General features: G+C 51.8%; 25 protein-coding genes and 4 tRNA genes. 16 read left to right on the top strand and 13 right to left on the bottom strand.

The features are described from left to right. The first annotated feature begins 166 nt into the window (after positions 1 to 166). From OGV75_RS20015 to OGV75_RS20005, 3 genes are read left to right on the top strand one after another with little or no spacing between them, the layout of a single operon-like run. Entirely contained in the window at positions 167 to 1726 is a 1560-nt protein-coding gene (locus OGV75_RS20015) for a PTS transporter subunit EIIC (protein ID WP_016153907.1), read from the top strand. Positions 1727 to 1742: 16 nt separating this feature from the next. After that, complete coding sequence (locus OGV75_RS20010; RefSeq protein WP_049281513.1) at positions 1743 to 3095, top strand: class-II fumarase/aspartase family protein; 1353 nt, start codon at positions 1743 to 1745, stop codon at positions 3093 to 3095. Further along, positions 3088 to 4299: an N-acetylglucosamine-6-phosphate deacetylase gene (locus OGV75_RS20005; RefSeq protein WP_286481097.1), complete on the top strand. Its 1212-nt coding sequence runs from the start codon at positions 3088 to 3090 to the stop codon at positions 4297 to 4299. Before OGV75_RS20010 ends, OGV75_RS20005 begins: the two co-directional genes overlap by 8 nt. Here the strand turns inward: OGV75_RS20005 and OGV75_RS20000 are convergent. The 3 genes from OGV75_RS20000 to OGV75_RS23695 form a co-directional block, all read right to left on the bottom strand. Further along, positions 4292 to 5839, bottom strand: a complete 1548-nt coding sequence (locus OGV75_RS20000) for a BglG family transcription antiterminator (protein WP_047416362.1) — start codon at positions 5837 to 5839, stop codon at positions 4292 to 4294. The genes OGV75_RS20005 and OGV75_RS20000 overlap by 8 nt on opposite strands. A gap of 83 nt (positions 5840 to 5922) precedes the next feature. After that, positions 5923 to 7161, bottom strand: coding sequence for an Nramp family divalent metal transporter (locus OGV75_RS19995; protein WP_016153911.1), 1239 nt, complete (start codon positions 7159 to 7161; stop codon positions 5923 to 5925). After that, on the bottom strand, positions 7158 to 7232 hold the full coding sequence (locus OGV75_RS23695) for a hypothetical protein (protein ID WP_418135078.1): 75 nt from the start codon (positions 7230 to 7232) through the stop codon (positions 7158 to 7160). Before OGV75_RS23695 ends, OGV75_RS19995 begins: the two co-directional genes overlap by 4 nt. A gap of 273 nt (positions 7233 to 7505) precedes the next feature. On the opposite strand from OGV75_RS23695, the gene nupC reads away from it, so the two are divergent. After that, on the top strand, positions 7506 to 8708 hold the full coding sequence (gene nupC / locus OGV75_RS19990) for a nucleoside permease NupC (protein ID WP_016153912.1): 1203 nt from the start codon (positions 7506 to 7508) through the stop codon (positions 8706 to 8708). A 153-nt stretch (positions 8709 to 8861) separates the two neighbouring features. On the opposite strand, the gene OGV75_RS19985 is transcribed toward nupC, so the two are convergent. Beyond that, positions 8862 to 8937: transfer RNA gene (locus OGV75_RS19985), tRNA-Ala, on the bottom strand. Positions 8938 to 8979: 42 nt separating this feature from the next. After that, positions 8980 to 9055 (bottom strand) — tRNA-Ala (locus OGV75_RS19980). Between the two features lie 221 nt (positions 9056 to 9276). Between OGV75_RS19980 and OGV75_RS19975 the strand changes: the two genes are divergently transcribed. Together OGV75_RS19975 and OGV75_RS19970 are read left to right on the top strand one after the other, a co-directional pair. After that, the gene (locus OGV75_RS19975; protein WP_016153913.1) at positions 9277 to 9639 is read left to right on the top strand and encodes a YfeC-like transcriptional regulator; all 363 of its coding nucleotides are present in this window, start codon (positions 9277 to 9279) and stop codon (positions 9637 to 9639) included. A 1-nt stretch (position 9640) separates the two neighbouring features. Continuing rightward, on the top strand, positions 9641 to 10033 hold the full coding sequence (locus OGV75_RS19970; protein WP_016153914.1) for a MerR family transcriptional regulator: 393 nt from the start codon (positions 9641 to 9643) through the stop codon (positions 10031 to 10033). Positions 10034 to 10088: 55 nt separating this feature from the next. On the opposite strand, the gene gltX is transcribed toward OGV75_RS19970, so the two are convergent. Then, positions 10089 to 11504 carry a glutamate--tRNA ligase gene (gene gltX / locus OGV75_RS19965; protein ID WP_005130009.1) on the bottom strand — a complete coding sequence of 472 codons (1416 nt, stop codon included), beginning with the start codon at positions 11502 to 11504 and terminating at the stop codon, positions 10089 to 10091. 258 nt (positions 11505 to 11762) lie between these two features. Here gltX and OGV75_RS19960 point away from each other — a divergent pair. Next, a tRNA-Val gene (locus tag OGV75_RS19960) sits at positions 11763 to 11838 on the top strand. Between the two features lie 4 nt (positions 11839 to 11842). Next, positions 11843 to 11918 (top strand) — tRNA-Lys (locus OGV75_RS19955). A 234-nt stretch (positions 11919 to 12152) separates the two neighbouring features. Here OGV75_RS19955 and OGV75_RS19950 read toward each other — a convergent pair. Further along, positions 12153 to 13079 (bottom strand): LysR family transcriptional regulator, encoded by a 927-nt coding sequence (locus OGV75_RS19950; protein WP_200013511.1) that lies wholly within the window; start codon positions 13077 to 13079, stop codon positions 12153 to 12155. An 89-nt stretch (positions 13080 to 13168) separates the two neighbouring features. On the opposite strand from OGV75_RS19950, the gene OGV75_RS19945 reads away from it, so the two are divergent. Next, on the top strand, positions 13169 to 14167 hold the full coding sequence (locus OGV75_RS19945) for a bile acid:sodium symporter family protein (protein WP_016153920.1): 999 nt from the start codon (positions 13169 to 13171) through the stop codon (positions 14165 to 14167). On the opposite strand, the gene OGV75_RS19940 is transcribed toward OGV75_RS19945, so the two are convergent. From OGV75_RS19940 to zipA, 3 genes are all read right to left on the bottom strand, one after another. After that, entirely contained in the window at positions 14164 to 14382 is a 219-nt protein-coding gene (locus OGV75_RS19940) for a DUF3820 family protein (protein ID WP_016153921.1), read from the bottom strand. The two genes, OGV75_RS19945 and OGV75_RS19940, sit on opposite strands and share 4 nt — an antisense overlap. A 1-nt stretch (position 14383) precedes the next feature. Continuing rightward, positions 14384 to 16399, bottom strand: coding sequence for an NAD-dependent DNA ligase LigA (gene ligA, locus OGV75_RS19935; protein ID WP_286481095.1), 2016 nt, complete (start codon positions 16397 to 16399; stop codon positions 14384 to 14386). 71 nt (positions 16400 to 16470) lie between these two features. After that, the gene (gene zipA / locus OGV75_RS19930; RefSeq protein ID WP_016157088.1) at positions 16471 to 17463 is read right to left on the bottom strand and encodes a cell division protein ZipA; all 993 of its coding nucleotides are present in this window, start codon (positions 17461 to 17463) and stop codon (positions 16471 to 16473) included. A 230-nt stretch (positions 17464 to 17693) separates the two neighbouring features. On the opposite strand from zipA, the gene cysZ reads away from it, so the two are divergent. From cysZ to crr, 5 genes are all read left to right on the top strand, one after another. Continuing rightward, entirely contained in the window at positions 17694 to 18455 is a 762-nt protein-coding gene (gene cysZ, locus OGV75_RS19925) for a sulfate transporter CysZ (protein WP_016153924.1), read from the top strand. Between the two features lie 163 nt (positions 18456 to 18618). Beyond that, entirely contained in the window at positions 18619 to 19590 is a 972-nt protein-coding gene (gene cysK / locus OGV75_RS19920) for a cysteine synthase A (protein WP_005121957.1), read from the top strand. Between the two features lie 383 nt (positions 19591 to 19973). Continuing rightward, on the top strand, positions 19974 to 20231 hold the full coding sequence (gene ptsH / locus OGV75_RS19915; RefSeq protein WP_002913505.1) for a phosphocarrier protein Hpr: 258 nt from the start codon (positions 19974 to 19976) through the stop codon (positions 20229 to 20231). A 45-nt stretch (positions 20232 to 20276) separates the two neighbouring features. Then, a complete protein-coding gene (gene ptsI, locus OGV75_RS19910) occupies positions 20277 to 22004 on the top strand; it encodes a phosphoenolpyruvate-protein phosphotransferase PtsI (protein WP_016153925.1) in 1728 nt (575 codons plus the stop codon). A gap of 40 nt (positions 22005 to 22044) precedes the next feature. After that, the gene (gene crr / locus OGV75_RS19905) at positions 22045 to 22554 is read left to right on the top strand and encodes a PTS glucose transporter subunit IIA (RefSeq protein ID WP_000522253.1); all 510 of its coding nucleotides are present in this window, start codon (positions 22045 to 22047) and stop codon (positions 22552 to 22554) included. 76 nt (positions 22555 to 22630) lie between these two features. On the opposite strand, the gene OGV75_RS19900 is transcribed toward crr, so the two are convergent. Both OGV75_RS19900 and pdxK read right to left on the bottom strand, forming a co-directional pair. Further along, positions 22631 to 22870 carry a hypothetical protein gene (locus OGV75_RS19900; RefSeq protein ID WP_016153926.1) on the bottom strand — a complete coding sequence of 80 codons (240 nt, stop codon included), beginning with the start codon at positions 22868 to 22870 and terminating at the stop codon, positions 22631 to 22633. Beyond that, positions 22867 to 23733, bottom strand: coding sequence for a pyridoxine/pyridoxal/pyridoxamine kinase (gene pdxK, locus OGV75_RS19895; RefSeq protein WP_286481094.1), 867 nt, complete (start codon positions 23731 to 23733; stop codon positions 22867 to 22869). Before pdxK ends, OGV75_RS19900 begins: the two co-directional genes overlap by 4 nt. 82 nt (positions 23734 to 23815) lie before the next feature. On the opposite strand from pdxK, the gene ptsJ reads away from it, so the two are divergent. Both ptsJ and OGV75_RS19885 read left to right on the top strand, forming a co-directional pair. Further along, positions 23816 to 25108, top strand: coding sequence for a MocR-like B6 salvage transcription factor PtsJ (ptsJ, locus tag OGV75_RS19890; RefSeq protein WP_075847686.1), 1293 nt, complete (start codon positions 23816 to 23818; stop codon positions 25106 to 25108). Between the two features lie 13 nt (positions 25109 to 25121). After that, complete coding sequence (locus tag OGV75_RS19885; protein WP_075847684.1) at positions 25122 to 25838, top strand: type 1 glutamine amidotransferase; 717 nt, start codon at positions 25122 to 25124, stop codon at positions 25836 to 25838. 91 nt (positions 25839 to 25929) lie between these two features. On the opposite strand, the gene cysM is transcribed toward OGV75_RS19885, so the two are convergent. Next, the gene (gene cysM, locus OGV75_RS19880) at positions 25930 to 26841 is read right to left on the bottom strand and encodes a cysteine synthase CysM (RefSeq protein WP_094761078.1); all 912 of its coding nucleotides are present in this window, start codon (positions 26839 to 26841) and stop codon (positions 25930 to 25932) included. Positions 26842 to 26877: the final 36 nt, after the last annotated feature.

The following is a 26877-nucleotide window of genomic DNA, read 5'->3' as shown; positions in this document are numbered from 1 at the left end:
ATAAAAAATACCTTTGCAGCTAATCAATCCTTAAGTGACCAGCATTAGCCTGCAGTCTGCTTTTTTATGGTCAAATCCTGCGCTTTTTATTTTTCACTATTTGCCCTTGAGCAAAAATCTCCTGAACGTATCTTATCCTCAAGAGAATTCACGTCAGGATTAACTTATGAATGCTAATTTTAAGAATGAAATTCAGACATTCGGTCGATCGCTATTATTACCGATCGCCGTACTGGCGCCTGTGGGGATGGTCATGGGAATTAGCGCTGCGTTAGGGCAGAGCTATATGATTGATAAACTCCCCTTTCTGGGCAATGAAATTTTCAGAGCAATTCTCTCTTCTCTGGGATTAATCAGCAGCGTCGTTTTTAATAATATTCCTTTACTGTTCGCGATGGGTGTCGCCTACGGTATGTCTAAAAAAGAAAAAGGGATTGCTGTATTTGCGTCCGTCGTGGCTTACCTGACTCTGCTTATCGCCATGCATGTGCATCTTAAGCTGGCAGGTACGCTGGCGAAAGAGGATATGGCTTTCGTCGGACAGGGAATGGTATTAGGTATTCAGACGCTGAAAATCGAAGCGCTGGGCGGCATTATTGCCGGGCTGCTGGCAGCTAAAATAACCGACCGTTTTTACCGGCTGCAATTACCTCTCGCTTTCGCCTTTTTCAGCGGTAAAAAATCCGTCGCGATCTTAGCCATTGCTTTTTCCATTCCCGTCGGCTTGATCATTCCTTTTATCTGGGATCTGTTTACCGCAGGTATGCGCGCCATATCAACAATAATGATGGCACCCAACATTGGTGCAGGTATCTATATGACGCTCAATCGCCTGCTGATCCCGTTTGGCCTGCACCACGTCCTCAGTTCCACCGTGCGTTTCACCGCGGCAGGCGGTACGTACCTGATTGACGGGCAGACCTATGTCGGTATTTTACCCGCTATCAATAAAATCCTGTTTGAGCTTGGTCCCACCCATCCGGCCTGGAAAGAGTATATGCCGACGCTCACCAGCTATCTTGCCTCATCACAAATGCTCACGACGCTGTTCCGCGTTCCGGCGATTGGTCTGGCGATGTACCACATGGCCTATTTCAAGAATAAGAAATTTGCCAAAGGGATGATCCTGACCGTGGTGCTAACCGCCATGCTGGGGAATATTACCGAACCGCTGGAGTTCTCCTTCCTGTTTATCGCGCCAAAACTCTTTATTGTCTATGCGGTACTCTGTGGCTTATTGACCATTCCACTGCAATTACTGGAAGTCTCCATCGGCTATATCCGCGGCACTATTTTTGATTTTGGTATTTTCGGTTTGATGTATGAACACACCCAATGGATTAATTTAATTATCCTCGGCGTGATTAACTTTGTTGTCTTCTATTTCGTCTTCCGCTTCGCGATCGGTAAATTTGATATTAAGACCCCAGGCCGCGAGAGTGAAATCGCTGACAGCACCTTACTGAACAATAAAGAGTACGACAAAGTCGCCGAACTGGTGATTCAGGGGCTGGGCGGGACAGACAATATCAAGCGCGTTGAAAACTGCGTTTCACGGTTACGTATTGATTTGAAAGATCAGAAAAAAATGGACATGGCCATTCTTAAAGAATCTGGCTCGCTGGGAACCTTTATCCCCTCCAGCAACCATGTTCATGTGGTATTCGGCCCACACGTAGAATTTGTCCGTAACGCGGTAGACGACCGCCTCGTCGGTGCGAAATAAATTCAAGGAGATAGTAATGCGTGCACTGTATGATTCAAAAAGCAAAACGATCGACGATCGAGGAATGAAATCTCTGCTCGCGCAGCCAGCGCGGGTACAGTCATGGCTCGATGTTGAAGCCGCCCTGGCTCAGGCTCAGGCCGGACACGGCATGATCCCCGCCAGCGCCGCAGTCAATATTACCGCTAACTGCCACGTGGATAAGATTGACCTGACGGAAATGGAACGCCTGCTGCGCGAGATTGGTCACGGCTTCGTTCCGGTCATCAAAGTGCTGGTCAAAGCCTGTGACAGTGAAAGCGGAAAATACGTGCATTACGGCGTCACCACGCAGAATATTCAGCAAACAGCACAGCTTTATCTGGCAAAGCAGTTCGATACCATCATGCAGGGTTTTGTGGACGATATTCTGCGTAACCTGGCAAAGATGGCATCTGACCATAAAGCAACGATTATGGCCGGACGTACCCACGGTAAGCACGCGCTACCCATAACCTGGGGCTATAAAGCCGCCGTGTGGATTGATGAGTTACTGAGCGCCCAGCAGCGCATGCGGGAAGCGGAAAAACGCGTCTTTACCGTGATGATGGGGGGAGCCGTGGGCGCCTTCCACGCAACCGGTGAAACCGGCCGCCGGGTTCAGGATAGCGTTGCCCAAAAGCTGGGAATGCATTCAATGGCGATTCCCTCCCGCAACTCGCGCATTTACCGCACTGAATACATCAGTAATTTGTGCCTGCTGGCGACGACGTTACACAAAATAGCCGAAGAGGTTTATCAGACCTCAAGCGAAGAGTTTGCCGAAGTTTCAGAAGCCTTCACTAAAGGCACCGTTGGCAGCAGCACCATGCCGCAAAAAGTGAATCCTAAACTGGCGAAGGGGATCATCGCCAACGCGCAGAAATTGTACTCAGTAATGACCTCCTGCCTGTATGTCAGCCCACGTCCCTTCGAAGCAGACAGCTCCGCTTACTTTATCTTTGACGGTAATATTCAGGAGAGTATGGAGTTAATGGCTGAGATTGTGATGCGAGCCGAAGAGTTGACGCGAACGCTGGTCATCAATCCTGGTCGTATGCGCCAGAATGTGCAGTTAACGCATGGTCTTATTAATAGCGAAAAAATCATGATGCAGCTGGTGGAAAGGCTGGGCAAAGATGCCGCACATGAACGCGTCTACCAACTGGCAATGCGCAGCACGCATGAAGGCATCCCCTACGCTGATGTGCTGCGTGATGACCCTCTTATTCGCCAGCACTTTAGCGACTCAGAAATTAATACGCTGCTGGATCCTGCTCACTACATCGGCCTTTGCGCAGAAATCGCCGAGGAAACGGCCGCTCGCGTATGGGAGAAAGACAATGGCTGATCCCCTGCTTTCTCTGGCAAGTGAACGCATTGTCACCCCGAATGGAATCGAAAGCGGCTATCTGCATATTGAAAGCGGACGTATTTCTGGCCTCGACAGTACACCGCGAGGAAAAATCGTCGATTATCGCGATGCCATGCTGATGCCCGGTTTTGTGGATATTCACGTTCACGGCTGGGGGAGAGGGTCGTTTGCCTGGAGAGGTGAACGCCGTTCTTTGCAGGCGATGAGCCGGGATCTGGTTAACGCCGGGGTTACCGCGTGGCTTGCAACATCAGCCACCCAGTCGGAAACGTTCTTGCTGGAGAGTCTTTCCACCGCCGCAGACTGGATTGCAGACGCAAAAGCGGAAGATGGTGCCGAAGCGGTGGGTATTCATATGGAAGGCCCCTTTATTAACCCTGCATACAGCGGAATGCAGAGCAAGGACGCGATTCAACCACCCGGTATCGAAGGATTCAAACGCTATCAGCACGCCGCGAGGGGAAATATCCGTCTGATGACGCTCGCACCTGAACTGCCGGGCGCCCTGGTGCTAATCCGCTATTTACGCCAGTCTGGCGTCACCGTGTCAGCCGGTCATACCGACGCCACCTTTGATGAAACCACTCTCGCTATTGAAGCCGGTTTAACCCACTTTACCCATGCCTTTAGCGCCATGCGCGGGCTGCATCACCGAGAGCCTGGCGTGGTGGGGGCGCTGATGTACCATCAGAATACGTATGCCGAAGTGGCAAAGCAGAGCGGGATTACGTTGCGACCAGAAGTGTTCGACATTCTTTATCGGTTGAAAAAAGATCGCCGGTTGGTCATGGTCAGCGATTGTCTGGGATATGTGGATTTTCCCGAAGGATCAGAATTCCACCATTACCTGCGCCAGGAGACGTTTCGTATTCACAATCATTGTCTTGAAATCACCGACCACAGCGGAAAGACCCGAACGGTTTCACCCACGGAGTGGTCCGAAGTGTGCAAACTGGAGATGAGCTTTCTGGACTCCGTGAAAAATGTGGTCGACAGGCTGGAAAACGGCTGGGTTTCAGCCGCGCAGATTGCCTGCCTTAATCCGGCAATCCTGGCTGGTGTTGACGCGAGAAAAGGCAGCCTGACGTCAGGAAAAGATGCCGATATTCTCGTGTTGGGTGCAGAGTTAAACCTGGAAGCCGTCTGGTGTCGCGGCGTTTCGCAACCTCTGGCTAAATAAAAATATCACTGTAATGCGTATCAAGAAAAATTTTTAACGCCTCCTGGCTCATTCCCTGAACCTGCTGAATAAAGTCCTCAGCAGGTATTTTTTTGCGCGCGGAGGGAAGTCCATTTTCGCGTAATAACAGGAGATCGTCCTGCGTGAGCCAGAAATTCACTTTGACATAATCCAGCCCGGCGTAGCGGAGATGACTCGATATCTTGTTTGTAAAGGTAATCAGCAGGTCGAATTCGAGCTGCTGAAGCCGCGCAATCTCATTGATGTTGATGCAGGCGGGGATTTCAATATGGAAGCGGGAGAAAAGCATCTCTTTAAAATAGCCGACCTTACTCTCTGACGAGTTCGTCACAATAATGACCCGCTTTTTCTTATCGCCAACAACCCGATTTTTGAGCGCATACTTTTTGATAATCAGCACCAGGGTTGCCAGGTGAATAGCAGAAAAGGTCGTTTGCCAGTGATGTTCAATCTCTTTCACCGCATACTGGACATGTTCCCATAGCTCAGGATAGCGTCGCTGGACATCATGGAGCTTTTTATCATCGAACCAGAGATGAAATTTATTCTGGATGATGGCGGCATAGATAAAATTATAAATCTCCGCAAACCAGGCGTGCTGATTGTGAATGGTGTTTTCCAGACATCCGGCTAAAGCGTGACAGGTGCGCTTAACGTAAGAGACCAGCCGGGCGTCGTATAATGTGAAGGGGCGATGAGTAAAAGTCAGTGAAGCAATCAGCAGATCCAGACAGATATTTTCATCCGCATCAGGCAATACGCCATAAGGAAAGGTGGTCAAAAACTTAGCCGCCGAACTCTCCGTAATTCTGTGTCCCCTGCGGATACGGTGCAGGGCAAGGCTAAGATAGACCAGTAAGTATTTTCTGCCGTTATATCCCAGGGCGATGACCGGACTGATTTTATCTTCGTAATAGTCTGCCGCCTGGTTTATCTCTGCAGCACACTCATGAAGAAACTGTTCGGCAATTGAACGGCCTGTCGGCTCATTGGCCTGGTGGGCGATTAGTCGGTGATCCTCACCAATTTCGACCGTTTTTAGTATCGTCATGCACGCCGCCAGCCGCAGCTGGAACTCATCCCCCGCAAGCCGGGAGCCCTTACGCGGGATACTTTGCACAATCAGATCGCGTTCCTGCACCAGGCTCATCATGACGGGATTATCATTTTTTACCGTTCCCGCACTGACATAAAATTTTTTGTAATAATCATTTTTATTCACGACATCGTGCAAACAGAGCGCCACAAAGAGATCCTTCACCCTCTCTTCTGCCGTAGTGATATAGCGATTAAACTGGACGCGCGCTAAAAACTGTCGGTATTCGCTGTAGCCAATCCGGGTGGTAATAAACTGATTATCCTGATGTAGCTGGACATTTTCTGGCAGAAGTTCATTGAGCTCTTTCATTGTCCGTTTTAGCGTGGAGAGCGTTTTACCGAAACGCTCGACGGCCTCTTCAACGGGGAGCGGACTGTTGTCCTGGAGATATTTCAGGAACGAGAGATCAAAGTGATTCATGAACGCCTGCCAGTTAATTATGCAGGGCACATCATAGAGGAAAAGCTCAATTAAAACCGTGACCCGTCGCGAGTCACGGTTGATTATAGCCCCATCGCCGTGCCTGCCAGTAGCCAGAGATTGAGCGCCACGACCAGTATCACAATGACCCAGCCAATCTGTTTAACGCAACGACGATTGACCAGATCCCCCATCAGCTTACTGTCGCTGGTGAAGATCAGCAGCGGCACCAGCGCCAGCGCGATACCAAAACTGAGCAACACCTGACTCATCACCAGAATACGGGTCGGATCCAATCCCATCAGAATCACAATAAATGATGGCATCATGGTGACGGTACGGCGTACCCATAGCGGAATGTGAAAACGGATAAACCCTTGCATCACCACCTGCCCCGCCAGCGTACCGACCACGGTAGAAGAGAGTCCCGCAGCCACCAGGCTTAAACCAAACACCGTCGCTGCAGCGTGACTCAACAACGGTTCAAGGGTCAGATACGCCTGATCGAGATCGGCAATACCGGTATGCCCGCTAAAATGAAATGCGGCGGCAGCCGTCGCCATCATCGCCAGATTGACAAATCCGGCAATCGTCATGGCGATAGCCACATCCCATTTAGTGGCCGCATAGCGCTGTTGGCGTGTTCCGCCGTGCAAATGCTGAGTTAAGGAAGAGTGCAGATAAATGACGTGCGGCATGATAGTCGCACCGAGCACCCCAGCGGCCAGGAACACCGCTTCGGAATTAGGCAGGCTTGGGATCACCATTCCCTTACTAAGCTGCGCGAAGTTCGGTTGGGAAAAAACCAGCTCCACAATGTAAGCCGCGGCCACAAACAGCAGCAGGCCGCCAATCACCTTTTCCAACGGTTTTTGACCGCGACGCTGCAGCATCAGAATTAAGAACGTCGCGATACCGGTGAGTACGGCCCCTTGCAATAAGGAAACGCCGAGGATCAGTTTGAAGCCAATCGCAGCGCCAATAAATTCAGCAAGGTCTGTTGCCATAGCGATAATTTCTGCCTGCACCCAGTAGAACCACACCACCGGGCGAGGATAATGATCGCGAATTTGCTCCGCCAGGTTTTTACCCGTAGCAATGCCGAGTTTTGCCGACAGCACCTGAATCAGCATCGCCATCAGGTTTGCCCAGACCACCACCCACAGCAATTGATAACCAAAGCTGGCCCCTGCCTGGATATTGGTGGCGAAGTTACCCGGATCGATATAACCGATCGCCGCGATGAACGCAGGTCCCATTAATGCGAGCTTCAACTTGCGCGCTGCCCGCCCACTGCTACTCTCAACGCGATCGTTAGTCATTTTAATGCCTCAGAAACATAGCCTTTGCTATGTTTCAAGCTACGCCTACTGAGAATGATTATCAAATTCATTTTAATGGGTGACGTTGATTTCTCTGATAGCGTTTGTCTATGGATCGATAAGGATTCTGGAAATACCGGCGAGATGTTTAATTATTGTTATGAGAATAGCACAATGACATAACTTTTCACTTCCATACTAAACATAACGGAAGTGTATCACCGATCACTAATTTTGAATCTCGTCACAGGTCCTTATTATAGTGTGTGTTTGATCTCGTTTTCTTTATGGTTGTTACATAGAATGTGCACGAAAACTAAACCTGCCTCATATTTGGAGCAAATATGGACCGCGTTCTTCATTTTGTCCTGGCCCTTGCCGTGGTTGCGGTACTCGCACTGCTGGTAAGCAGTGACCGTAAAAAAATCCGCATTCGTTATGTTATTCAATTGCTTGTTATCGAAGTGTTACTGGCATGGTTCTTCCTGAACTCTGATGTCGGTCTGGGCTTCGTGAGAGGCTTCTCCGAGATGTTTGAGAAACTGCTCGGGTTTGCTAATGAAGGGACAAACTTTGTCTTCGGTAGCATGAACGATAAAGGCCTGGCATTCTTCTTCCTGAAAGTGCTTTGCCCGATCGTCTTCATCTCCGCCCTGATCGGTATTTTGCAACATATCCGCGTACTGCCGGTAATCATCCGCGCGATTGGTTTCCTGTTATCCAAAGTAAACGGTATGGGCAAACTGGAATCCTTCAACGCCGTCAGCTCTCTGATCCTGGGTCAGTCTGAGAACTTTATCGCCTATAAAGATATTCTCGGCAAAATGTCTCGCAACCGTATGTACACCATGGCAGCAACGGCGATGTCGACCGTTTCCATGTCTATCGTCGGCGCGTACATGACCATGCTTGAGCCGAAATACGTGGTTGCGGCGCTGGTTCTGAACATGTTCAGCACCTTTATCGTGCTGTCGCTGATCAACCCTTACCGCGTTGATGCCAGCGAAGAAAATATCCAGATGTCTAACCTGCACGAAGGCCAGAGTTTCTTCGAAATGCTGGGTGAATACATTCTGGCTGGTTTCAAAGTGGCAATTATCGTTGCGGCGATGCTGATTGGTTTCATCGCACTGATCGCTGCCCTGAACGCCCTGTTCGCCACCGTGACCGGTTGGTTTGGCTACAGCATCTCCTTCCAGGGCATCCTGGGTTACATCTTCTACCCGGTTGCATGGGTAATGGGTGTGCCGTCCAGCGAAGCGCTGCAGGTGGGCAGTATCATGGCGACTAAACTGGTTTCCAACGAGTTCGTTGCGATGATGGATCTGCAGAAAATCGCCGCTACGCTCTCCCCGCGCGCAGAAGGCATCCTGTCCGTGTTCCTGGTTTCCTTCGCTAACTTCTCTTCCATCGGTATTATCGCCGGTGCGATTAAAGGCCTGAACGAAGAGCAAGGTAACGTGGTTTCTCGCTTTGGTCTGAAGCTGGTGTACGGCTCTACGCTGGTGAGCGTACTGTCTGCATCTATCGCCGCACTGGTGCTGTAAGCGTAAGACAACGTCGCAGTGATAAAACCGGGGAGATTCAGATTCTCCCCGGTTTTTTTATGCCTGCGATTCAGCAAACCAAAGAGATAAAGAGTAAGAACTGGCTGGATGCAGAAACAAAAAACCCCCGCTTTTCAGCGAGGGTTTAAATTTTGGTGGAGCTAAGCGGGATCGAACCGCTGACCTCTTGCATGCCATGCAAGCGCTCTCCCAGCTGAGCTATAGCCCCACGATGCTTTTACGTACGTACCAAATTCATTGGGATTAAATTTGGTGGAGCTAAGCGGGATCGAACCGCTGACCTCTTGCATGCCATGCAAGCGCTCTCCCAGCTGAGCTATAGCCCCATTACGTAAAGCTTGTCGAGTTGACGGGCGGCATCATATGAATTCCCTTCGCGTGTGTCAACGGCAAAATTAACTCATAGAATTCAATCGCTGAAAAAGCAGTCAAATGAAGAACATTGCGTAACAACTCGCATTCAGTAGTTAAACGCGTCACGGTTTCTACTAAAATGGTGCTATAAAATGAACCACTAATTAACCCCACGACTATTCAGGGAATCGTTATGTTCAAGGAACGGATGACGCCAGAAGAACTTGCTAATCTGACCGGATACAGCCGACAGACCATCAATAAATGGGTGCGCAAAGAAGGTTGGGCGACATCACCAAAACCAGGCGTTCAGGGCGGTAAAGCCCGGCTGGTTCACGTCACCGAACAAGTTCGTGAATACATTCGCAGCGCTGAGCGTTCAGCCGAAGGTTTATCAGATAACTTATCGTTATCCGGCGATACCTCTGTTGAAGCGCTGCTGATTAGGCTCGCTAAAGAAATGACGCCGACAGAACAGAAAATGTTTACCTCACTGATCCTGCGTGAAGGCATTACGGGTTTATTACAGCGTTTAGGGATCCGCGAAAACAAATAATATGAAAAAATTACGCAGCAAAATGACGACCGAAGAGCTGGCGGAATGTCTCGGGGTTGCCAAACAAACCGTCAATCGTTGGATCAGAGAACAAAACTGGACTACCGAAAAGTTTCCCGGCGTTAAAGGTGGTCGTGCCAGACTGATTCATATTGACTCCAGCGTCCGCGCGTTTCTGCTCAATATTCCCGCTTTTCGCAAAGTTCCTGAAGTTTATCAGGCTGAAGAACCGCTGGCAGAATACACCCACGTAGTACGCAGCCACGCGTGTCGCCAGATAATTAGCGCACTGGACAACATGTCCCCAACGGAACAAGAAAAGCTGGCGATGTATATTTCGCGCGAAGGTATTCGCACTTTTCTTACTCGTTTGGGTATTGATGAGTCTGAATAACAGGCAAAAAAACGGCAGGATACGCTCCTGCCGTTGTTTCATCGGTCAATCAGTCTTATTGCTGGCTTTCACGCTCAGCAATAAACGCCAGCGCTTTATTAATACGCTCAATGCTGCGGGATTTACCAATCGCATGCACCGTAACGTCTAGCGCCGGGGACTGACCCGCGCCGGTAACGGCTACGCGCAGCGGCATCCCGACTTTACCCATACCAACTTCCAGCTCATCAGCCGTTGCCTGAATCGCATGGTGCACGTTTTCTGCCGTCCACTCGCTAATCGCAGCCAGCTTGTCACGAACCACTTCCAGCGGCTGACGTGCAACCGGGCGCAGGTGTTTCTTCGCTGCATCAGCGTCGAACTCGGCAAAGTCTTCGTAGAAGTAGCGGCAGCTCTGCGCCATCTCTTTCAGCGTTTTGCAGCGCTCACCGAGCAGTTTAACCAGCTCTGACAGCTGCGGGCCTACGCGAGTATCGATATTTTCCTGCTCAATGTGCCATTGCAGATGGGTTGCTACATATTCCGGCGCCAGCGCATTAATATAGTGATGGTTCAGCCACTGCAGTTTTTCAGTGTTAAACGCACTCGCAGACTTGCTCACCGCACCAAGGGAGAACAGTTTGATCATCTCTTCACGGGTGAAAATTTCCTGATCGCCACTGGACCAGCCCAGACGCACCAGATAGTTCAGCAGCGCTTCCGGCAGGTAACCGTCGTCGCGGTATTGCATAACGCTGACCGCACCGTGACGTTTGGAGAGTTTTTTACCATCGTCACCGTTGATCATTGATACGTGTGCGTAAACTGGCACCGGCGCGTTCAGCGCTTTCAGGATATTGATTTGACGCGGAGTGTTGTTGATATGGTCTTCACCACGAATAACGTGGGTGATTTCCATATCCCAGTCGTCGACAACAACGCAGAAGTTGTAGGTCGGGGAACCGTCGGTACGGCGAATGATCAAATCATCCAGCTCCTGGTTGCTGAATTCGATCGGCCCACGGATCTGGTCGTCAAAAATAACGGAACCGTCCTGCGGGTTGGCAAAACGTACCACGCAAGGTTCATCAGCGGCATGATGCTCGTGGCCGTGGCGGCAGCGGCCGTCGTAACGCGGCTTCTCACCGTTCGCCATCTGCTCTTCGCGCAGCGCGTCCAGACGCTCTTTAGAGCAGTAGCATTTATATGCGGTGCCTGCTTCCAGCATTTCATCAATCACCGCGTTGTAGCGATCAAAACGTTTGGTCTGGAAGTACGGGCCTTCATCCCATTCCAGATTCAGCCAGTTCATGCCATCCATAATGGCTTCAATAGCTTCCGGAGTGGAGCGTTCGAGATCGGTGTCTTCAATACGCAGCACAAACTCACCGCCATGGTTGCGTGCAAAAAGCCAGGAATAAAGAGCAGTACGCGCACCGCCGACGTGCAGGTAGCCTGTCGGGCTTGGCGCGAAGCGAGTTTTGATTTTCATGAAATGGCCTTACGTTTATAAAGATGCCGACAACCGGCAAATCCAGGGAAGATTATCAGGCTCGTATTCTATCACCGTGGTCTGATTCCTCAATGTTGTTCAGGTTGGAACATTACGCTTTGCCATTTTCGTATACAAATCATGCCGCACGGATTGTTTTGCGATCGTTTTGTTTAAATTTACGACGAACGAACAATTTCTTTAGAAAATGCGTTGACTCATTTTCAACTCTCCCTATAATGCGACTCCACACAGCGGGGGTGATTAGCTCAGCTGGGAGAGCACCTCCCTTACAAGGAGGGGGTCGGCGGTTCGATCCCGTCATCACCCACCACTTCGGGTCGTTAGCTCAGTTGGTAGAGCAGTTGACTTTTAATCAATTGGTCGCAGGTTCGAATCCTGCACGACCCACCAATGTAAAAAGGCGCCCTAAAGGCGCCTTTTTGCTATCTGCAATTTATAAGATTCGAACCTGCAGCAGGTCGAGTCGGACGCAGTGAGACAACGGAGCCGTTTACGGCGACGGCCCGAAGGGCGAGCGAAGCGAGTCATCCTGCACGACCCACCAATGTAAAAAGGCGCCCTAAAGGCGCCTTTTTGCTATGCAGAGAAGAACCATTTCCCCTCTGATAACCATCAGCGTGAGCGTTATAACTGATACAACGGATCGCGGGAGCGGGCTGCGGTTAATTCACTGGCCTGCATACGCACCACATCCCACAGCGCCTGAGCAGCGGTTGATAAAGAGCGGTTTTTACGTCGGGCCAGCATCAGTTGCCGTTCAACAACCGGCGTCAGGCGCTTAACCTGCAAGTGACTGCCCTGCGGTAAGGGGAGCGCCAGCGCGGGCAGCACGCTGATGCCAATCCCCGCCTCAACCATCGGAAACAGCGTGGCGGGATGGCCAATCTCCTGAACGATATTGGCATCAATGGAAAAATGGGCCAGCGCAGCGTCGATCAGCGGTCGACTACCGGAAGCATAATCCTGTAGCACCAGGCGTTCGTGATACAAATCCTGCCAGTTCACCCACTCTCGTTGGGCTAACGGATGATCCTGGCGACACAGCAGCAGGAACGGTTCGGACAGCACGGCTTCACACTGCAAATCGGTGACTGCGCCGGGATCAATCACAATGCCAAAATCCACTTCTCCCTGGCGAATACTCTCCAGCACCCACTGCTGTGGCCGGTCGTGCAGCACAAAATCGATAGCCGGATAAAGCTGATTACTCTGGGCAATACACTGCGGAATAAGATGAGCAGAGATCGTCTGGCTGGCGGCAACCCGCACCGTGCCGGTTAACTGCGTTCCTACCTGTCCGGCTTCGCGCAGCGTGCTGTGCAATTCATCCAGAATACGTTCCAGCCGCGCCGCCAACTGGTGTCCGGCCTCCGTCAGCACCACTTCCCGCGTCGTTCTGTCCAATAACCGCACACCTGTCTGCCCTTCCAGCTCTTTGACACTATGGCTGACCGCCGACTGGCTTAAGCCGATGATATCCCCCGCCCGGCTAAAGCTTTTGGCCTGAGCGACGGTGACAAAGATACGCAACTGACGTAGAGAGTAATTCATCTATTCGATTCATATATGGATGCAATAAATCAATTTTATTTCTCAAACGGAAAAAAGCAAAATGTTACTACCGAATTTCAGGAGTCTTTATGAAACTTTTTCGTATTCTTGATCCGTTCACGATAACGCTGATTACCGTTGTTTTGCTGGCGTCCTTTTTCCCGGCCGAAGGTGGTTTTGTGCCTTTCTTTGAAGGCTTAACCACCGCCGCCATTGCCCTGCTGTTTTTTATGCACGGAGCGAAACTCTCGCGTGAAGCCATTATTGCCGGTGGTAGCCACTGGCGTTTGCATCTGTGGGTGATGTGCAGCACGTTTGTTGTCTTCCCGGTTCTGGGCGTTCTGTTCGCCTGGTGGGCGCCGGTCAACGTTGACCCGATGCTGTACACCGGTTTCCTGTACCTGTGTATTTTGCCTGCCACTGTGCAGTCAGCCATCGCTTTTACGTCGCTGGCGGGCGGTAACGTTGCCGCCGCCGTTTGTTCTGCTTCGGCCTCCAGTCTGCTGGGTATTTTTCTCTCGCCGCTGCTGGTAGGGCTGGTGATGAATATGCACGGCGCAGAAGGCAGCCTGGAGCAGGTGGGAAAAATCATGTTGCAGCTGCTGCTGCCGTTCGTGCTGGGTCACCTTTCACGTCCGTGGATTGGAAACTGGGTTTCTCGACATAAAAAATGGATCGCGAAAACGGATCAATCCTCTATTTTGCTGGTGGTGTACTCCGCCTTCAGTGAAGCCGTCGTTAACGGGATCTGGCACAAAGTGGGGGTGGGTTCACTGCTGTTTATCGTGGTGGTCAGCATCATACTGCTGGCAATCGTGATTGGCATAAATGTCTTTGTTGCGCGCAAATGCGGCTTTAACAAAGCTGATGAAATCACCATTGTATTCTGCGGTTCGAAAAAGAGCCTGGCGAACGGGATCCCAATGGCAAATATTTTGTTCCCGACTTCGGTGATTGGGATGATGGTGCTGCCGTTGATGATCTTCCATCAAATACAGCTAATGGTGTGCGCCGTGCTGGCGCGTCGCTACAAGCAACAGACGGACGCATTGCAGGCGCAACAGAAAAGCCGCGCCGCGAAGGCTTAAAGAGGACGTTTCAGGGGCTGCACCAGTTGCGTCAGCCCCTCAGTTTTAATCAGCAGCGTGATTTGCATCAGCTCGCCAAGCTTGCCCGGCGGGAATTCATCCTTACGGGCAAACCACAGCAGATACTCTTCCGGGACATCAATCAACCGACGCCCTTTATATTTGCCAAAGGGCATCACAGTATTGGCGATGTCAACCAGCTGCTCTTTTTCCATCTCAGGCACCCAGTAAGCGGATCATTTCAGCTTCATCGATCACGGCAATACCCAGTTCCTGTGCTTTTGCCAGTTTCGAACCCGCCGCTTCACCGGCAATCACCAGATCGGTTTTCTTCGACACGCTACCGGCCACTTTTGCACCTAACTCGGTCAGTCTCGCTTTGGCGTCATCGCGCGACATCAGGCTCAGGCTCCCGGTCAGCACTACCGTTTTACCAGCGAAGGGGCTGTCGATTTCTTCAGCGTTAATGACCACCGGCGCTGGCCAGTGGATCCCCTGCGCCAGCAGTTGAACAATTACCTCGCGGTTGCTCTCTTCGGCGAAGAAATTAAACACGTGCGTCGCCACCACAATGCCGACATCCGGCACTTTTTGCAGCTCTTCAATAGAAGCGGCTTCCAGCGCGTCGAGCGTGCCAAAATACGCCGCCAGACCAGCAGCCGTAGCTTCGCCGACTTCACGAATGCCTAGCGCATAGAGGAAACGGGCAAACGTGGTTTCTTTCGCTTTTTCCAGCGCATTGACCACGTTTTGCGCCGACTTCGGCCCCATACGATCAAGCCCCGTCAGTTTACCGGCGGTCAGGGTGAAAAGATCCGCCGGCGTGTGGACATACTCTTTATCGACCAGTTGATCGATAATTTTGTCGCCCATACCGTCAACGTCGAGCGCGCGGCGGGAAACAAAGTGTTTCAGCGATTCCTTACGCTGTGCTCCACAGATTAAACCGCCGGTGCAGCGAGTGATCGCTTCGCCTTCCACACGTTCAACATCAGAGTTGCAAACCGGACAATGCGCTGGAAACACAATTTCGCGGGTATCTTCCGGGCGTTCAGAAAGCACGACGTTCACCACCTGCGGGATGACATCGCCCGCACGGCGAATGACGACTTTATCGCCAATACGCAACCCCAGACGCTCGATTTCATCAGCGTTATGCAGCGTTGCGTTACTGACCAGCACCCCGGCAACCTGGACCGGCTCAAGGCGAGCGACGGGCGTAATCGCCCCGGTACGTCCAACCTGAAACTCAACATCGCGTACAAAAGTCATCTGCTCCTGCGCCGGGAACTTAAAGGCCACAGCCCAGCGCGGCGCGCGGGCAACAAAGCCCAGTTGCTCCTGCAACGCCATGGAGTTGACTTTGATCACCACGCCATCGATATCAAATCCCAGCGTTGGTCGGTCTTCTTCAACCTTGTGATAGTAAGCAAGTACTTCCTCCGGGGAGTCGCAAAGCGCCACTCTGTCGCTTACCGGCAGGCCCCACTCTTTAAATTGCAGCAGGCGGCCCAGATGGGTATCTGGCAGCGTGCCGCCTTCCAACACACCAACGCCATAGCAGAAGAAAGTAAGCGGTCGCTTCGCTGTGATACGCGGATCGAGCTGGCGCAATGAACCGGCCGCTGCGTTACGCGGGTTAGCAAACACTTTGTTGCCAGTGCGGCGGGCCTCTTCGTTAATTTTTTCAAATCCGGCCTGCGGCAGGAACACTTCACCGCGCACTTCCAGACGTGAAGGGATGTTTTCGCCACGCAGTTTTAACGGGATTGCGCGAATGGTGCGCACGTTAGAGGTAATATCCTCACCCGTGGTGCCATCACCACGCGTTGCGGCGCTGACCAGCACACCGTTTTCATACAGGATACTGACTGCCAGGCCGTCCAGTTTCAGTTCACAGCACCAGGTCAGTTTATCGGTACTCTTTAGTCTGTCCTGCACGCGCTTGTTGAAGGCGAGAAAACTCTCTTCATCAAACACGTTATCCAGCGACAGCATCGGCACTTCATGACGAATCTGGCTGAACGCGGTTAACGGCGCGGCGCCAACGCGTTGGGTTGGCGAGTCGGGGGTAACAAGGTCCGGATGCTGCGCTTCCAGCTCGCGCAGTTCGCGCATCAGGCGATCGTATTCCGCATCGGGAATTTCCGGCGCGTCCATCACATGGTAGAGATACTCATGATGGCGAAGCGTGGTTCGCAGTTCTGTCAGTTGTTGTTCGATTGATTCCATATCGCACCATCAATGATAAAAAACCCCCGACAGGCGGGGGTTTAGAAAGGAAATGTCACGCCAGAGGAAAATCAGGCGCGAGATTCTTTAACTTCGCGGATGCGGTCCTGATACTCGCGCAGTTTCTGCGGCGTCATCATGCGACGTTGATCGTCGAGCACCACACCACCCACTTCATCGGCAATGTGCTGTGCGGACTGCAGCATCAGCTTAAAGTTTTGCAGCTCGTCCCCGTAGGACGGAACCTGCATAAAAATAGTCACACCAGGGGTGCTGAAGTCGCCCGTCATTTCTGGGTCAAACGTTCCCGGATTAACCATATTAGCGAGGCTGAACAGCGACGGACCGCTGCCATCCGGGCTCAAATGACGATGGAAAATATTCATATCGCCAAATTTGAAACCGGCCTGCTGAATGCTGTTGAGCAGCACTTCCCCGTTGAGCTCGCTACCATGATGAGCCGCAACGTTCATAATGATGACCGCTTCTTTACGCTGCGGTTTTTCAGCAACAGGCGCTTCTTCTACTACCGGCTCGGGCTGCGGTTGATGTTCAACAACAGGCTCTGCTGGCTGGAAGGTCTGCGGCGCAGGTTGCGGTGCTTGCTGAGCAGGTTGCTGAACCTGCGGGGCAACAGGTTGCTGCACAGGTGGCTGCTGAACAGGCTGATGTTGCACCGGCTGCTGCGGTTGTACAGGCTGCTGCTGAACATGCGGCGGCGGTACCGGCGCTTGTGCAGGCTGCTGCGCAGGCTGACGCGGCTGAGCAGACGCATAAGGCGGCTGGTACTGGTGTTGCGGCGACTGAGGAGGAACACCATGTTCCTGCGCATTACCGGGAGCATGATTCACACGATGAACGCGAACTTCACCCACGCCTTCGTCTTCCTCGACGTTGTCGTCGAACGAATCCTCGTCTTCACGTTTAGACTTCATGCGTTTCAGTGGGCGATCGCGGAATATAGAAGACCGCTCTTTACGGCTAGTCCAAAAACCATGTACCAGTAAAGCGATTATGGCGATCGCGCCAACAATGATTAATATCAGACGCAAATCCTGCATCATTATATTCTCTGTTGTTCTAACACCTTGCCACCACGGCAAACATTTACTCACTAAGAGTATTTGTCGATTACGCCAAGTGCAAGTGTACTCTTGGCTTTCACGGCATAAAGATGAACAAAATTGTGCTTTTTGCTGTTTTTTCGAACATTTCCGAACAGCTTAACGCTCAACAACCCGGTAAGATACGCACAGTTTACCAGAGCTTATATAACAAGGAGTACGTCCTGACCATGGTTTCATCATCTGCAGTTGTACCTCGCAGCGGCCTTTATTACTTTTCTCAGGGATGGAAGCTCATCACCCAACCGGGCATTCGTCGTTTTGTTATTCTGCCTTTGCTGGTGAATATCCTGCTGATGGGCGGCGCATTCTGGTGGTTATTTACACAACTCGGTAACTGGGTTCCCGCGCTGATGAGTCACGTCCCTGACTGGCTTCAGTGGCTCAGCTATTTACTGTGGCCGATTGTGACCATTTCCGTGCTGTTGGTGTTCGGCTACCTGTTCTCCACTATCGCCAACTGGATCGCCGCACCGTTTAACGGTCTGCTGGCTGAACAGCTGGAAGCGCGCTTAACGGGCGCAACACCGCCCGACACCGGCATTCTCGGCATTATGAAAGACGTTCCGCGCATTATGAAACGCGAATGGCAAAAGCTGGCGTGGTATCTCCCGCGCGCCTTCGTATTGCTGATTCTCTATTTTATTCCTGGCATTGGGCAGACCGTCGCCCCGGTCCTGTGGTTCCTGTTCAGCGCGTGGATGCTGGCTATTCAGTACTGCGATTATCCTTTTGATAACCATAAGGTCCCTTTTAAGGAGATGCGCGTCGCGCTGCGCACGCGCAAGGTGACCAATATGCAGTTTGGCGCATTGACCAGCCTGTTCACCATGATTCCGGTGCTCAATCTGTTCATCATGCCGGTAGCGGTTTGTGGTGCCACGGCGATGTGGGTAGACTGCTATCGTGCTAAGCATGCGTTATGGAAGTAATGCAAAAATGTGTAAAAGCGGGCTGGCTTATGCCCGCTCTTATTCCATACTGCTACGCATTATTTCTCATCAGCATATAGATATGCGAATTCCTTACTTCCCCATACTTTCTCAACAGGTATGCTGAAGCGGTATCCCAATTTCATACAGTTAAGGACAGGCCATGAGTAAGATTTTTGAAGATAACTCGCTGACTATCGGTCATACGCCGCTGGTTCGACTGAACCGTATCGGTAACGGACGCATTCTGGCGAAGGTGGAATCACGCAACCCAAGCTTTAGCGTCAAATGCCGTATCGGTGCCAATATGATTTGGGATGCCGAAAAACGTGGTGTACTGAAACCGGGCGTTGAGCTGGTAGAACCGACCAGCGGCAACACGGGGATTGCGCTGGCCTACGTTGCCGCCGCCCGTGGTTACAAACTGACTCTGACCATGCCGGAAACCATGAGCATTGAGCGCCGCAAGCTTTTAAAAGCGCTGGGCGCGAACCTGGTGCTGACTGAAGGCGCAAAAGGTATGAAGGGCGCAATTCAGAAAGCGGAAGAAATCGTAGCCAGCGATCCGGAAAAATTCCTGCTGCTGCAGCAGTTCAGCAACCCGGCGAACCCGGAAATTCACGAAAAAACCACCGGCCCGGAAATCTGGGAAGATACCGATGGCCAGGTTGATGTCTTTATTTCCGGTGTCGGCACCGGCGGTACGCTAACTGGCGTGACCCGTTACATTAAAGGCACTAAAGGCAAAACCGATCTGATTACCGTCGCGGTAGAACCTACTGACTCCCCTGTTATCGCCCAGGCATTGGCGGGTGAAGAACTCAAACCTGGCCCGCATAAAATTCAGGGTATTGGCGCGGGCTTCATTCCTGGCAACCTTGATCTGAAGCTTATCGATAAAGTCGTTGCCATCACCAATGATGAAGCTATTTCTACCGCGCGCCGCCTGATGGAAGAAGAAGGTATTCTGGCGGGGATCTCTTCTGGCGCAGCCGTGGCTGCCGCGCTTAAGCTCCAGGAAGATGAATCCTTTACCAATAAGAATATTGTGGTTATCCTACCGTCATCGGGTGAGCGTTATCTGAGCACTGCACTGTTTGCCGATCTCTTCACAGAGAAAGAACTGCAACAGTAATGCCAGCATGTTAAAAACGCGTAAAAAAGCACCCTTTGGGGTGCTTTTTTGTGGCCTGCTTCAAATTTTCAACTCTCCTGGCATTGATTCAACCCGCCGGAACTGGTATTTAACCAAACTAATTATTTTGATGCGCGAAATTAATCGTTACAGGAAAAGCGCTAGCTGAATCGATTTTATGATTTGGTTCAACTCTTCCTTTCGCGGCATAATGTTTAATGACGAACGAAACGTCAGCGGCAAGAAGTTGCCAGCAACGGATTGCACCGAACTCCTTTTGTGTCGCGTCCAGTTTACGCCGATGCTAACAATACAGGCTAAAGTTGAACCGCCAGGCTAGACTTTAGTTCCACAACACTAAACCTATAAGTTGGGGAAATATAATGTTCCAGCAAGAAGTTACCATTACCGCTCCGAACGGTCTGCATACTCGCCCTGCTGCTCAGTTTGTTAAAGAAGCAAAAGGCTTTACTTCTGAAATTACTGTGACTTCCAACGGCAAAAGCGCTAGCGCCAAAAGCCTGTTTAAACTGCAGACTCTGGGCCTGACTCAGGGTACCGTTGTCACCCTGTCCGCAGAAGGTGAAGACGAGCAGAAAGCAGTTGAGCATCTGGTTAAACTGATGGCTGAACTCGAGTAAGTTCAACGAGTTCTTTTAAATATCAGTCACAAGTAAGGTAGGGTTATGATTTCAGGCATTTTAGCATCCCCGGGTATCGCTTTCGGTAAAGCATTGCTGCTGAAAGAAGACGAGATCGTCATTGACCGGAAAAAAATTTCTGCCGACAAGGTTGATCAGGAAGTTGAACGTTTTCTGAGCGGTCGTGCCAAGGCATCTGCGCAACTGGAAGCGATCAAAACCAAAGCTGGTGAAACGTTCGGTGAAGAAAAAGAAGCCATCTTTGAAGGGCATATCATGCTGCTCGAAGATGAGGAGCTGGAGCAGGAAATCATAGCCCTGATTAAAGATAAGCACATGACGGCTGATGCAGCTGCGCATGAAGTTATCGAAGGTCAGGCCACAGCCCTTGAAGAGCTGGATGATGAATACCTGAAAGAACGTGCGGCTGACGTACGTGACATCGGTAAACGCCTGCTGCGTAACATCCTGGGTCTGGCTATTATCGACCTGAGCGCTATTCAGGAAGAAGTTATCCTGGTAGCCGCAGACCTGACCCCGTCAGAAACCGCACAGCTGAACCTGAACAAGGTGCTGGGTTTCATCACCGACGCGGGCGGACGGACTTCCCATACTTCTATCATGGCGCGTTCTCTGGAACTGCCAGCCATCGTAGGTACGGGTAGCGTCACCTCTCAGGTTAAAAACGACGACTATCTGATTCTGGATGCCGTAAACAACCAGGTTTACGTCAATCCGACCAATGAAGTTATTGAGCAACTGCGCGCCGTTCAGGAGCAGGTTGCTACCGAAAAAGCGGAACTCGCTAAGCTGAAAGATCTCCCGGCTATCACGCTGGACGGACATCAGGTAGAAGTTTGCGCCAACATCGGTACCGTTCGTGACGTTGAAGGCGCTGAGCGTAATGGCGCCGAAGGTGTTGGTCTGTACCGCACCGAATTCCTGTTCATGGACCGTGAATCGCTGCCGACTGAAGAAGAACAGTTTGCCGCGTATAAAGCCGTTGCTGAAGCCTGTGGCTCTCAGGCGGTCATCGTCCGTACCATGGACATCGGCGGCGATAAAGAGCTGCCGTACATGAACTTCCCGAAAGAAGAGAACCCGTTCTTGGGCTGGCGTGCCGTACGTATCGCCATGGATCGTAAAGAGATCCTGCGGGATCAGGTTCGCGCTATCCTGCGCGCCTCTGCTTTCGGCAAACTGCGCATCATGTTCCCAATGATCATCTCTGTTGAAGAAGTGCGCGCACTACGCAAAGAGATCGAAATCTACAAACAGGAACTGCGCGACGAAGGTAAAGCATTTGACGAAAGCATTGAGATTGGCGTGATGGTGGAAACACCGGCAGCGGCAACAATTGCGCGTCATTTAGCCAAAGAAGTTGATTTCTTTAGTATCGGCACCAATGATTTAACGCAGTACACCCTGGCAGTTGACCGTGGTAATGATATGATTTCACACCTTTACCAACCGATGTCGCCATCTGTGCTGACGCTGATCAAGCAAGTTATTGATGCTTCTCATGCGGAAGGCAAATGGACTGGCATGTGTGGTGAGCTTGCAGGCGACGAACGTGCTACACTTCTGTTGCTGGGGATGGGTCTGGACGAATTCTCTATGAGCGCCATTTCTATCCCGCGCATTAAGAAGATTATCCGTAACACGAACTTCGAAGATGCGAAGGTGTTAGCAGAGCAGGCTCTTGCTCAACCGACAACGGACGAGTTAATGACGCTGGTTAACAAGTTCATTGAAGAAAAAACAATCTGCTAATCCACGAGATGCGGCCCAATTTACTGCTTAGGAGAAGATCATGGGTTTGTTCGATAAACTGAAATCTCTGGTTTCTGATGATAAGAAAGACACCGGAACTATTGAGATTGTTGCTCCGCTCTCTGGCGAGATCGTCAACATCGAAGACGTGCCGGATGTAGTTTTTGCTGAAAAAATCGTTGGTGATGGCATCGCTATCAAACCAACCGGTAACAAAATGGTCGCCCCTGTTGATGGCACCATCGGCAAAATCTTTGAAACCAACCACGCTTTCTCTATCGAATCCGACAGCGGCATTGAGCTGTTTGTTCACTTCGGTATTGATACCGTTGAACTGAAAGGCGAAGGCTTTAAGCGCATCGCTGAAGAAGGTCAGCGCGTTAAAGTGGGCGACCCGGTTATTGAATTCGATCTGCCGCTGCTGGAAGAAAAAGCCAAGTCTACCCTGACTCCGGTTGTTATCTCCAACATGGACGAAATCAAAGAGCTGATCAAACTGTCCGGTAGCGTGACAGTGGGTGAAACTCCGGTTATCCGCATCAAGAAGTAATTCTTGCTGCAGAGAAGAATGGCGCCTGATGGCGCCATTTTTTTATCTGGCAGACCTCAAAATCTGCCGGATAACGCTAAATTTGTGAGGTGACTGGTCGGTAACACGCTTCGCGCATCAGGATTTTCATCCCTTCCGGCCCGCTTTCCAGCATCCGTCGCTCCGAATCCGCCACTAACAGTTCACAATTGTAGCCACCCGCGATGCCAAACATGGCCCGCGCCACACAGATATCTTCCAGCGCCGTTGCCCCGCTGGTGTCAAAATGTCCAACCATACGCCCATTCTGGCGAACCACCAGCCGGTAACTCTTCATCGCGCCTCCCCTGCCGGTGGCAGAATTAACTCATCACAACCGCACAGATTGGTCCATTTCATCACTTCCAGTACGCGCTGAGCTGCATCGTGCGTCGCGGTTGTCAGCGCTTTACCCAGCACAATACCGCTCACCAGCTCAGCACAAAACAGATCGCCAGTTCCCTTCAGATCCGTTTTAACCCGTGGATGAGCGAACACCTCAACCGTTTCAGCCGTCACTACCGCCACGTTAATAATATCTTCGCTATCCCCCGGCGCACTGGTGATCACCACCCATTTCAGCGTTTCGGTAAGCAGCAATTGCGCCGCCGTGATGGCTTCATCAAGCGTACGACACGGCTTTCCGCTCAGCATTTGCAGTTCAAACACGTTCGGCGTCAGTCCCTGAGCCAGCGGCAGCAGGTGCTGACGGTAGGCCTGCGGAATTTCAGCTTTTACATACATACCGCTGTCCGTATCGCCAATCACCGGGTCGACCAAAATGCACACTGTCGGATGCGTAGCCCGTACCGTTTCCAGCCACTGTGCTAACAGAGCGATTTGCTCTGCACTGCCCATATAGCCTGTAGTCACCGCCTTCAGCTCGCGTAAAGCATCACGCTCATTCAAGGCGCGGAGATACCCGCTAAACCAGTCGGCCGGAATAACGCCGCCGTAAAATGTTTCATAATGCGGGGTATTACTGAACAGCACCGTTGGCACTGCCGTCACGCGTAATCCCTGCGCTTTAATGGCCGGAACGGCGATGCTGTTGCCTACGCTGCCATAAACCACCTGTGACTGGACGGCGACGATATCGGTCTGTAACGCCCGATGCTTGTCGCCGAAGAGCACTGACTGAATATCACTCCCCTGCTCCATAAATTTCTCCTCTCGCTGGACAGCGGGCTTACGCCTCACTATTATCGTCATATGCTAAAATTCATTTTGTCATAGGTCAATAATGATCGACGGAAAAACCGCTAACGAAATTTTTGACAGTATTCGTCAACATGTCGCTACAGGCACGTTGGCAGCAGGAGAAACGTTACCGCCGGTGCGTGAACTGGCAACAGCATTGAACGTTAACCGTAATACTGTTGCGGCGGCTTATAAACGCCTGGTCACCTCCGGGCTGGCACAAAGCCAGGGACGTAACGGCACGGTAATCAAGGGGATTTCAGCCCCCGTTGCGCTGGAAGGCGGCAATCCGGATACCGCGCTTATCGATCTTTCCGGCGGTAATCCAGCCCCCGCGCGTCTTCCCGACCTCAGCCGTTATTTCGCGCAAATAAATAAGAATCCTCGTTTGTACGGTGATGCCGCTGTATCACCCGGCCTTAAGGCGTGGGCCGCACAATGGATGCAAGATGCGATGCCAGCCAAGGGAGAAATTGATATCACCAGCGGCGCCATTGATGCCATTGAGCGGCTGCTGTGCGCCCATTTACTGCCTGGCGACAGCGTTGTGGTAGAAGATCCATGCTTTTTGAGCAGCATCAACATGCTGCGTTATGCCGGATTCTCCGCCAGTCCGGTCAACGTTGACAGCGAAGGCATGCAGCCAGACATGCTGGAAATCGCGCTACAGAAAGGCGCGCGGGCGGTGATTCTGACGCCGCGCGCCCATAATCCGACAGGATGCAGTCTGAGCGCATCCCGCGCGGCGCAATTGCAGGAAATCCTGACCCGCTATCCGCAGACGCTGGTGATCGTCGACGACCACTTTGCGCTGCTGTCCGCATGCCGTTGGTATCCGGTGATTGCGAAGGAAACCACGCACTGGGCGATTGTCCGCTCAATGTCGAAAACTTTAGGCCCGGATTTACGCCTGGCCATCGTCGCCAGCGATCCACTCACTTCCGCGAAACTGCGTTTACGGCTCAACGCCGGCAGTCAGTGGGTCAGCCATCTGCTGCAGGATCTGGCCTGCGCCTGCCTGAGTGACGAGACTTATCAACACACGCTGGCGCAAACTCAGCAGTTTTACGCCGCCCAGCAGCAAAAGCTGACAGCGGCTCTGCGGCTTCATGGCATTACGCTGCCCGACAGCGACGGTCTTAATCTGTGGCTGCCGCTAGAAGATAACAGCCAGGCGATCGCTTTTGCGCTGGCAAAGTCCGGCTGGCTGGTACGTGAAGGCGAAGTGTTTGGCGTCAATACGCCTGCGCATGGCCTGCGCATTACGCTGTCAACATTAGCAGACAGCGACATTGATAAGCTGGCGACTGATATCCATCAGGCGCTAAAGCGCTAACAGGAGAGAAAAAGTGCGAGTTCATTTTGTTATTCATGAGTCTTTCGAATCTGCTGGCGCGTACCTGCCGTGGGCCGAATCACGCGGCTATACCATCAGTTGGTCGCGCGTTTACGCCGGAGAAACTGTTCCCGCTAATGCCGATGGCTTCGATATGTTGGTGGTATTTGGTGGGCCGCAGTCACCCCGCACCACGCTCGCAGAGTGCCCATACTTTGACTCTCAGGCAGAGCAACATCTGATAAACCAGGCGATTGCGGCACGAAAAATCGTGGTGGGGATCTGTTTGGGGTCGCAGTTAATCGGCGAAGCACTGGGCGCGAAGGTGTGCCAAAGCCCGGAAAAAGAGATTGGTCACTATCCGATCGCCCTGACCGAGGCAGGCCGACAGCATCCGTTGTTCAGCCATTTCGGCTCACCGCTCAACGTGGGTCACTGGCACAATGACATGCCGGGATTAACCGACCAGGCGACAATTCTTGCCACAAGCGAGGGATGTCCGCGACAAATCGTACAATACGGTAATTTCGTCTATGGTTTTCAGTGCCATATGGAGTTTACCGCCGAAGCGGTCGAAGGATTAATTCAGCACTCTGAGCAAGAACTGGCCGAAGCGAAAGGGAAGCGCTTTATTCGCGCTGTTGAAGAGATGCGCACCTGGGATTACCAGCAGATGAATGAGACGCTGTGGCAATTCCTTGATAAGTTGGTAGAAAAACGTAACGATTGAACAGTGCGGGCCGGAGAAGACGCTTTGCGTCGTCATCCGGCGATCCTGCCGTACGGTTGCCTGCTAGCGCTACGCTTATCAGGCCGACAAATTAAATACCTAATCCCTGGCTGAAATGCTCTTCGCCAAAGACCCCGGTGGAAAGGTAGCGATCGCCGCGATCGCAGATGATCGCCACCACCACCGCCCCCGGTGTCGCGCGCGCCACGCGTAACGCGCCCGCAACCGCGCCGCCAGAACTCACTCCGCAAAAAATCCCTTCGCGAACGGCCAGTTCACGCATGGTGTTTTCCGCATCGTTCTGATGAATATCCAGCACCTCATCCACCAGCGAGGCGTTGAAAATGCCCGGCATATATTCCGCAGGCCAGCGACGAATGCCCGGAATACTACTGCCTTCTTCCGGCTGCAGGCCAACGATGGTGACGGGTTTTTCCTGTTCACGCAGAAAACGTGACACACCGGTAATGGTGCCTGTCGTCCCCATGCTGGAGACGAAATGGGTAATACGGCCTGACGTCTGCTGCCAGATTTCGGGTCCGGTAGTCGTGTAGTGCGCATACGGGTTATCAGGATTATTAAACTGATCGAGAAGTTTACCTTCTCCGCGCTGCGCCATCTCAAGGGCTAAATCACGCGCCCCTTCCATCCCCTGCTCTTTGGTCACCAGAACCAGTTCAGCCCCGTAAGCACGCATCGCCGCACGTCGCTCCTGGCTCATGTTGTCTGGCATCAGGAGCTTCATGCGGTAGCCTTTCAGCGCGGCAATCATCGCCAGCGCAATACCCGTATTACCACTGGTAGCCTCAATCAGCACGTCGCCTGGCTGAATTTCCCCGCGCTTTTCCGCTTCAACGATCATCGACAACGCCGCGCGGTCTTTCACTGAACCTGCAGGATTATTGCCTTCCAGCTTGACCCAAATTTCACTGCCGTTATCCGCCGTCAGACGTTGTAATTTCACCAAAGGCGTATTGCCAATTGTTTGTTCTAATGTGTTCACGTTTTCAGCTCAATAAAATGCCGGGTGGCGCTGCGC

This window comes from Citrobacter sp. Cb028 (assembly GCF_030336705.1).
In the GTDB taxonomy this organism is placed as follows: Bacteria; Pseudomonadota; Gammaproteobacteria; order Enterobacterales; family Enterobacteriaceae; genus Citrobacter; species Citrobacter braakii.
The sequence above is the reverse complement of the archived record's forward strand: the minus strand, read 5'-3'. Positions and strand labels throughout refer to the sequence as shown.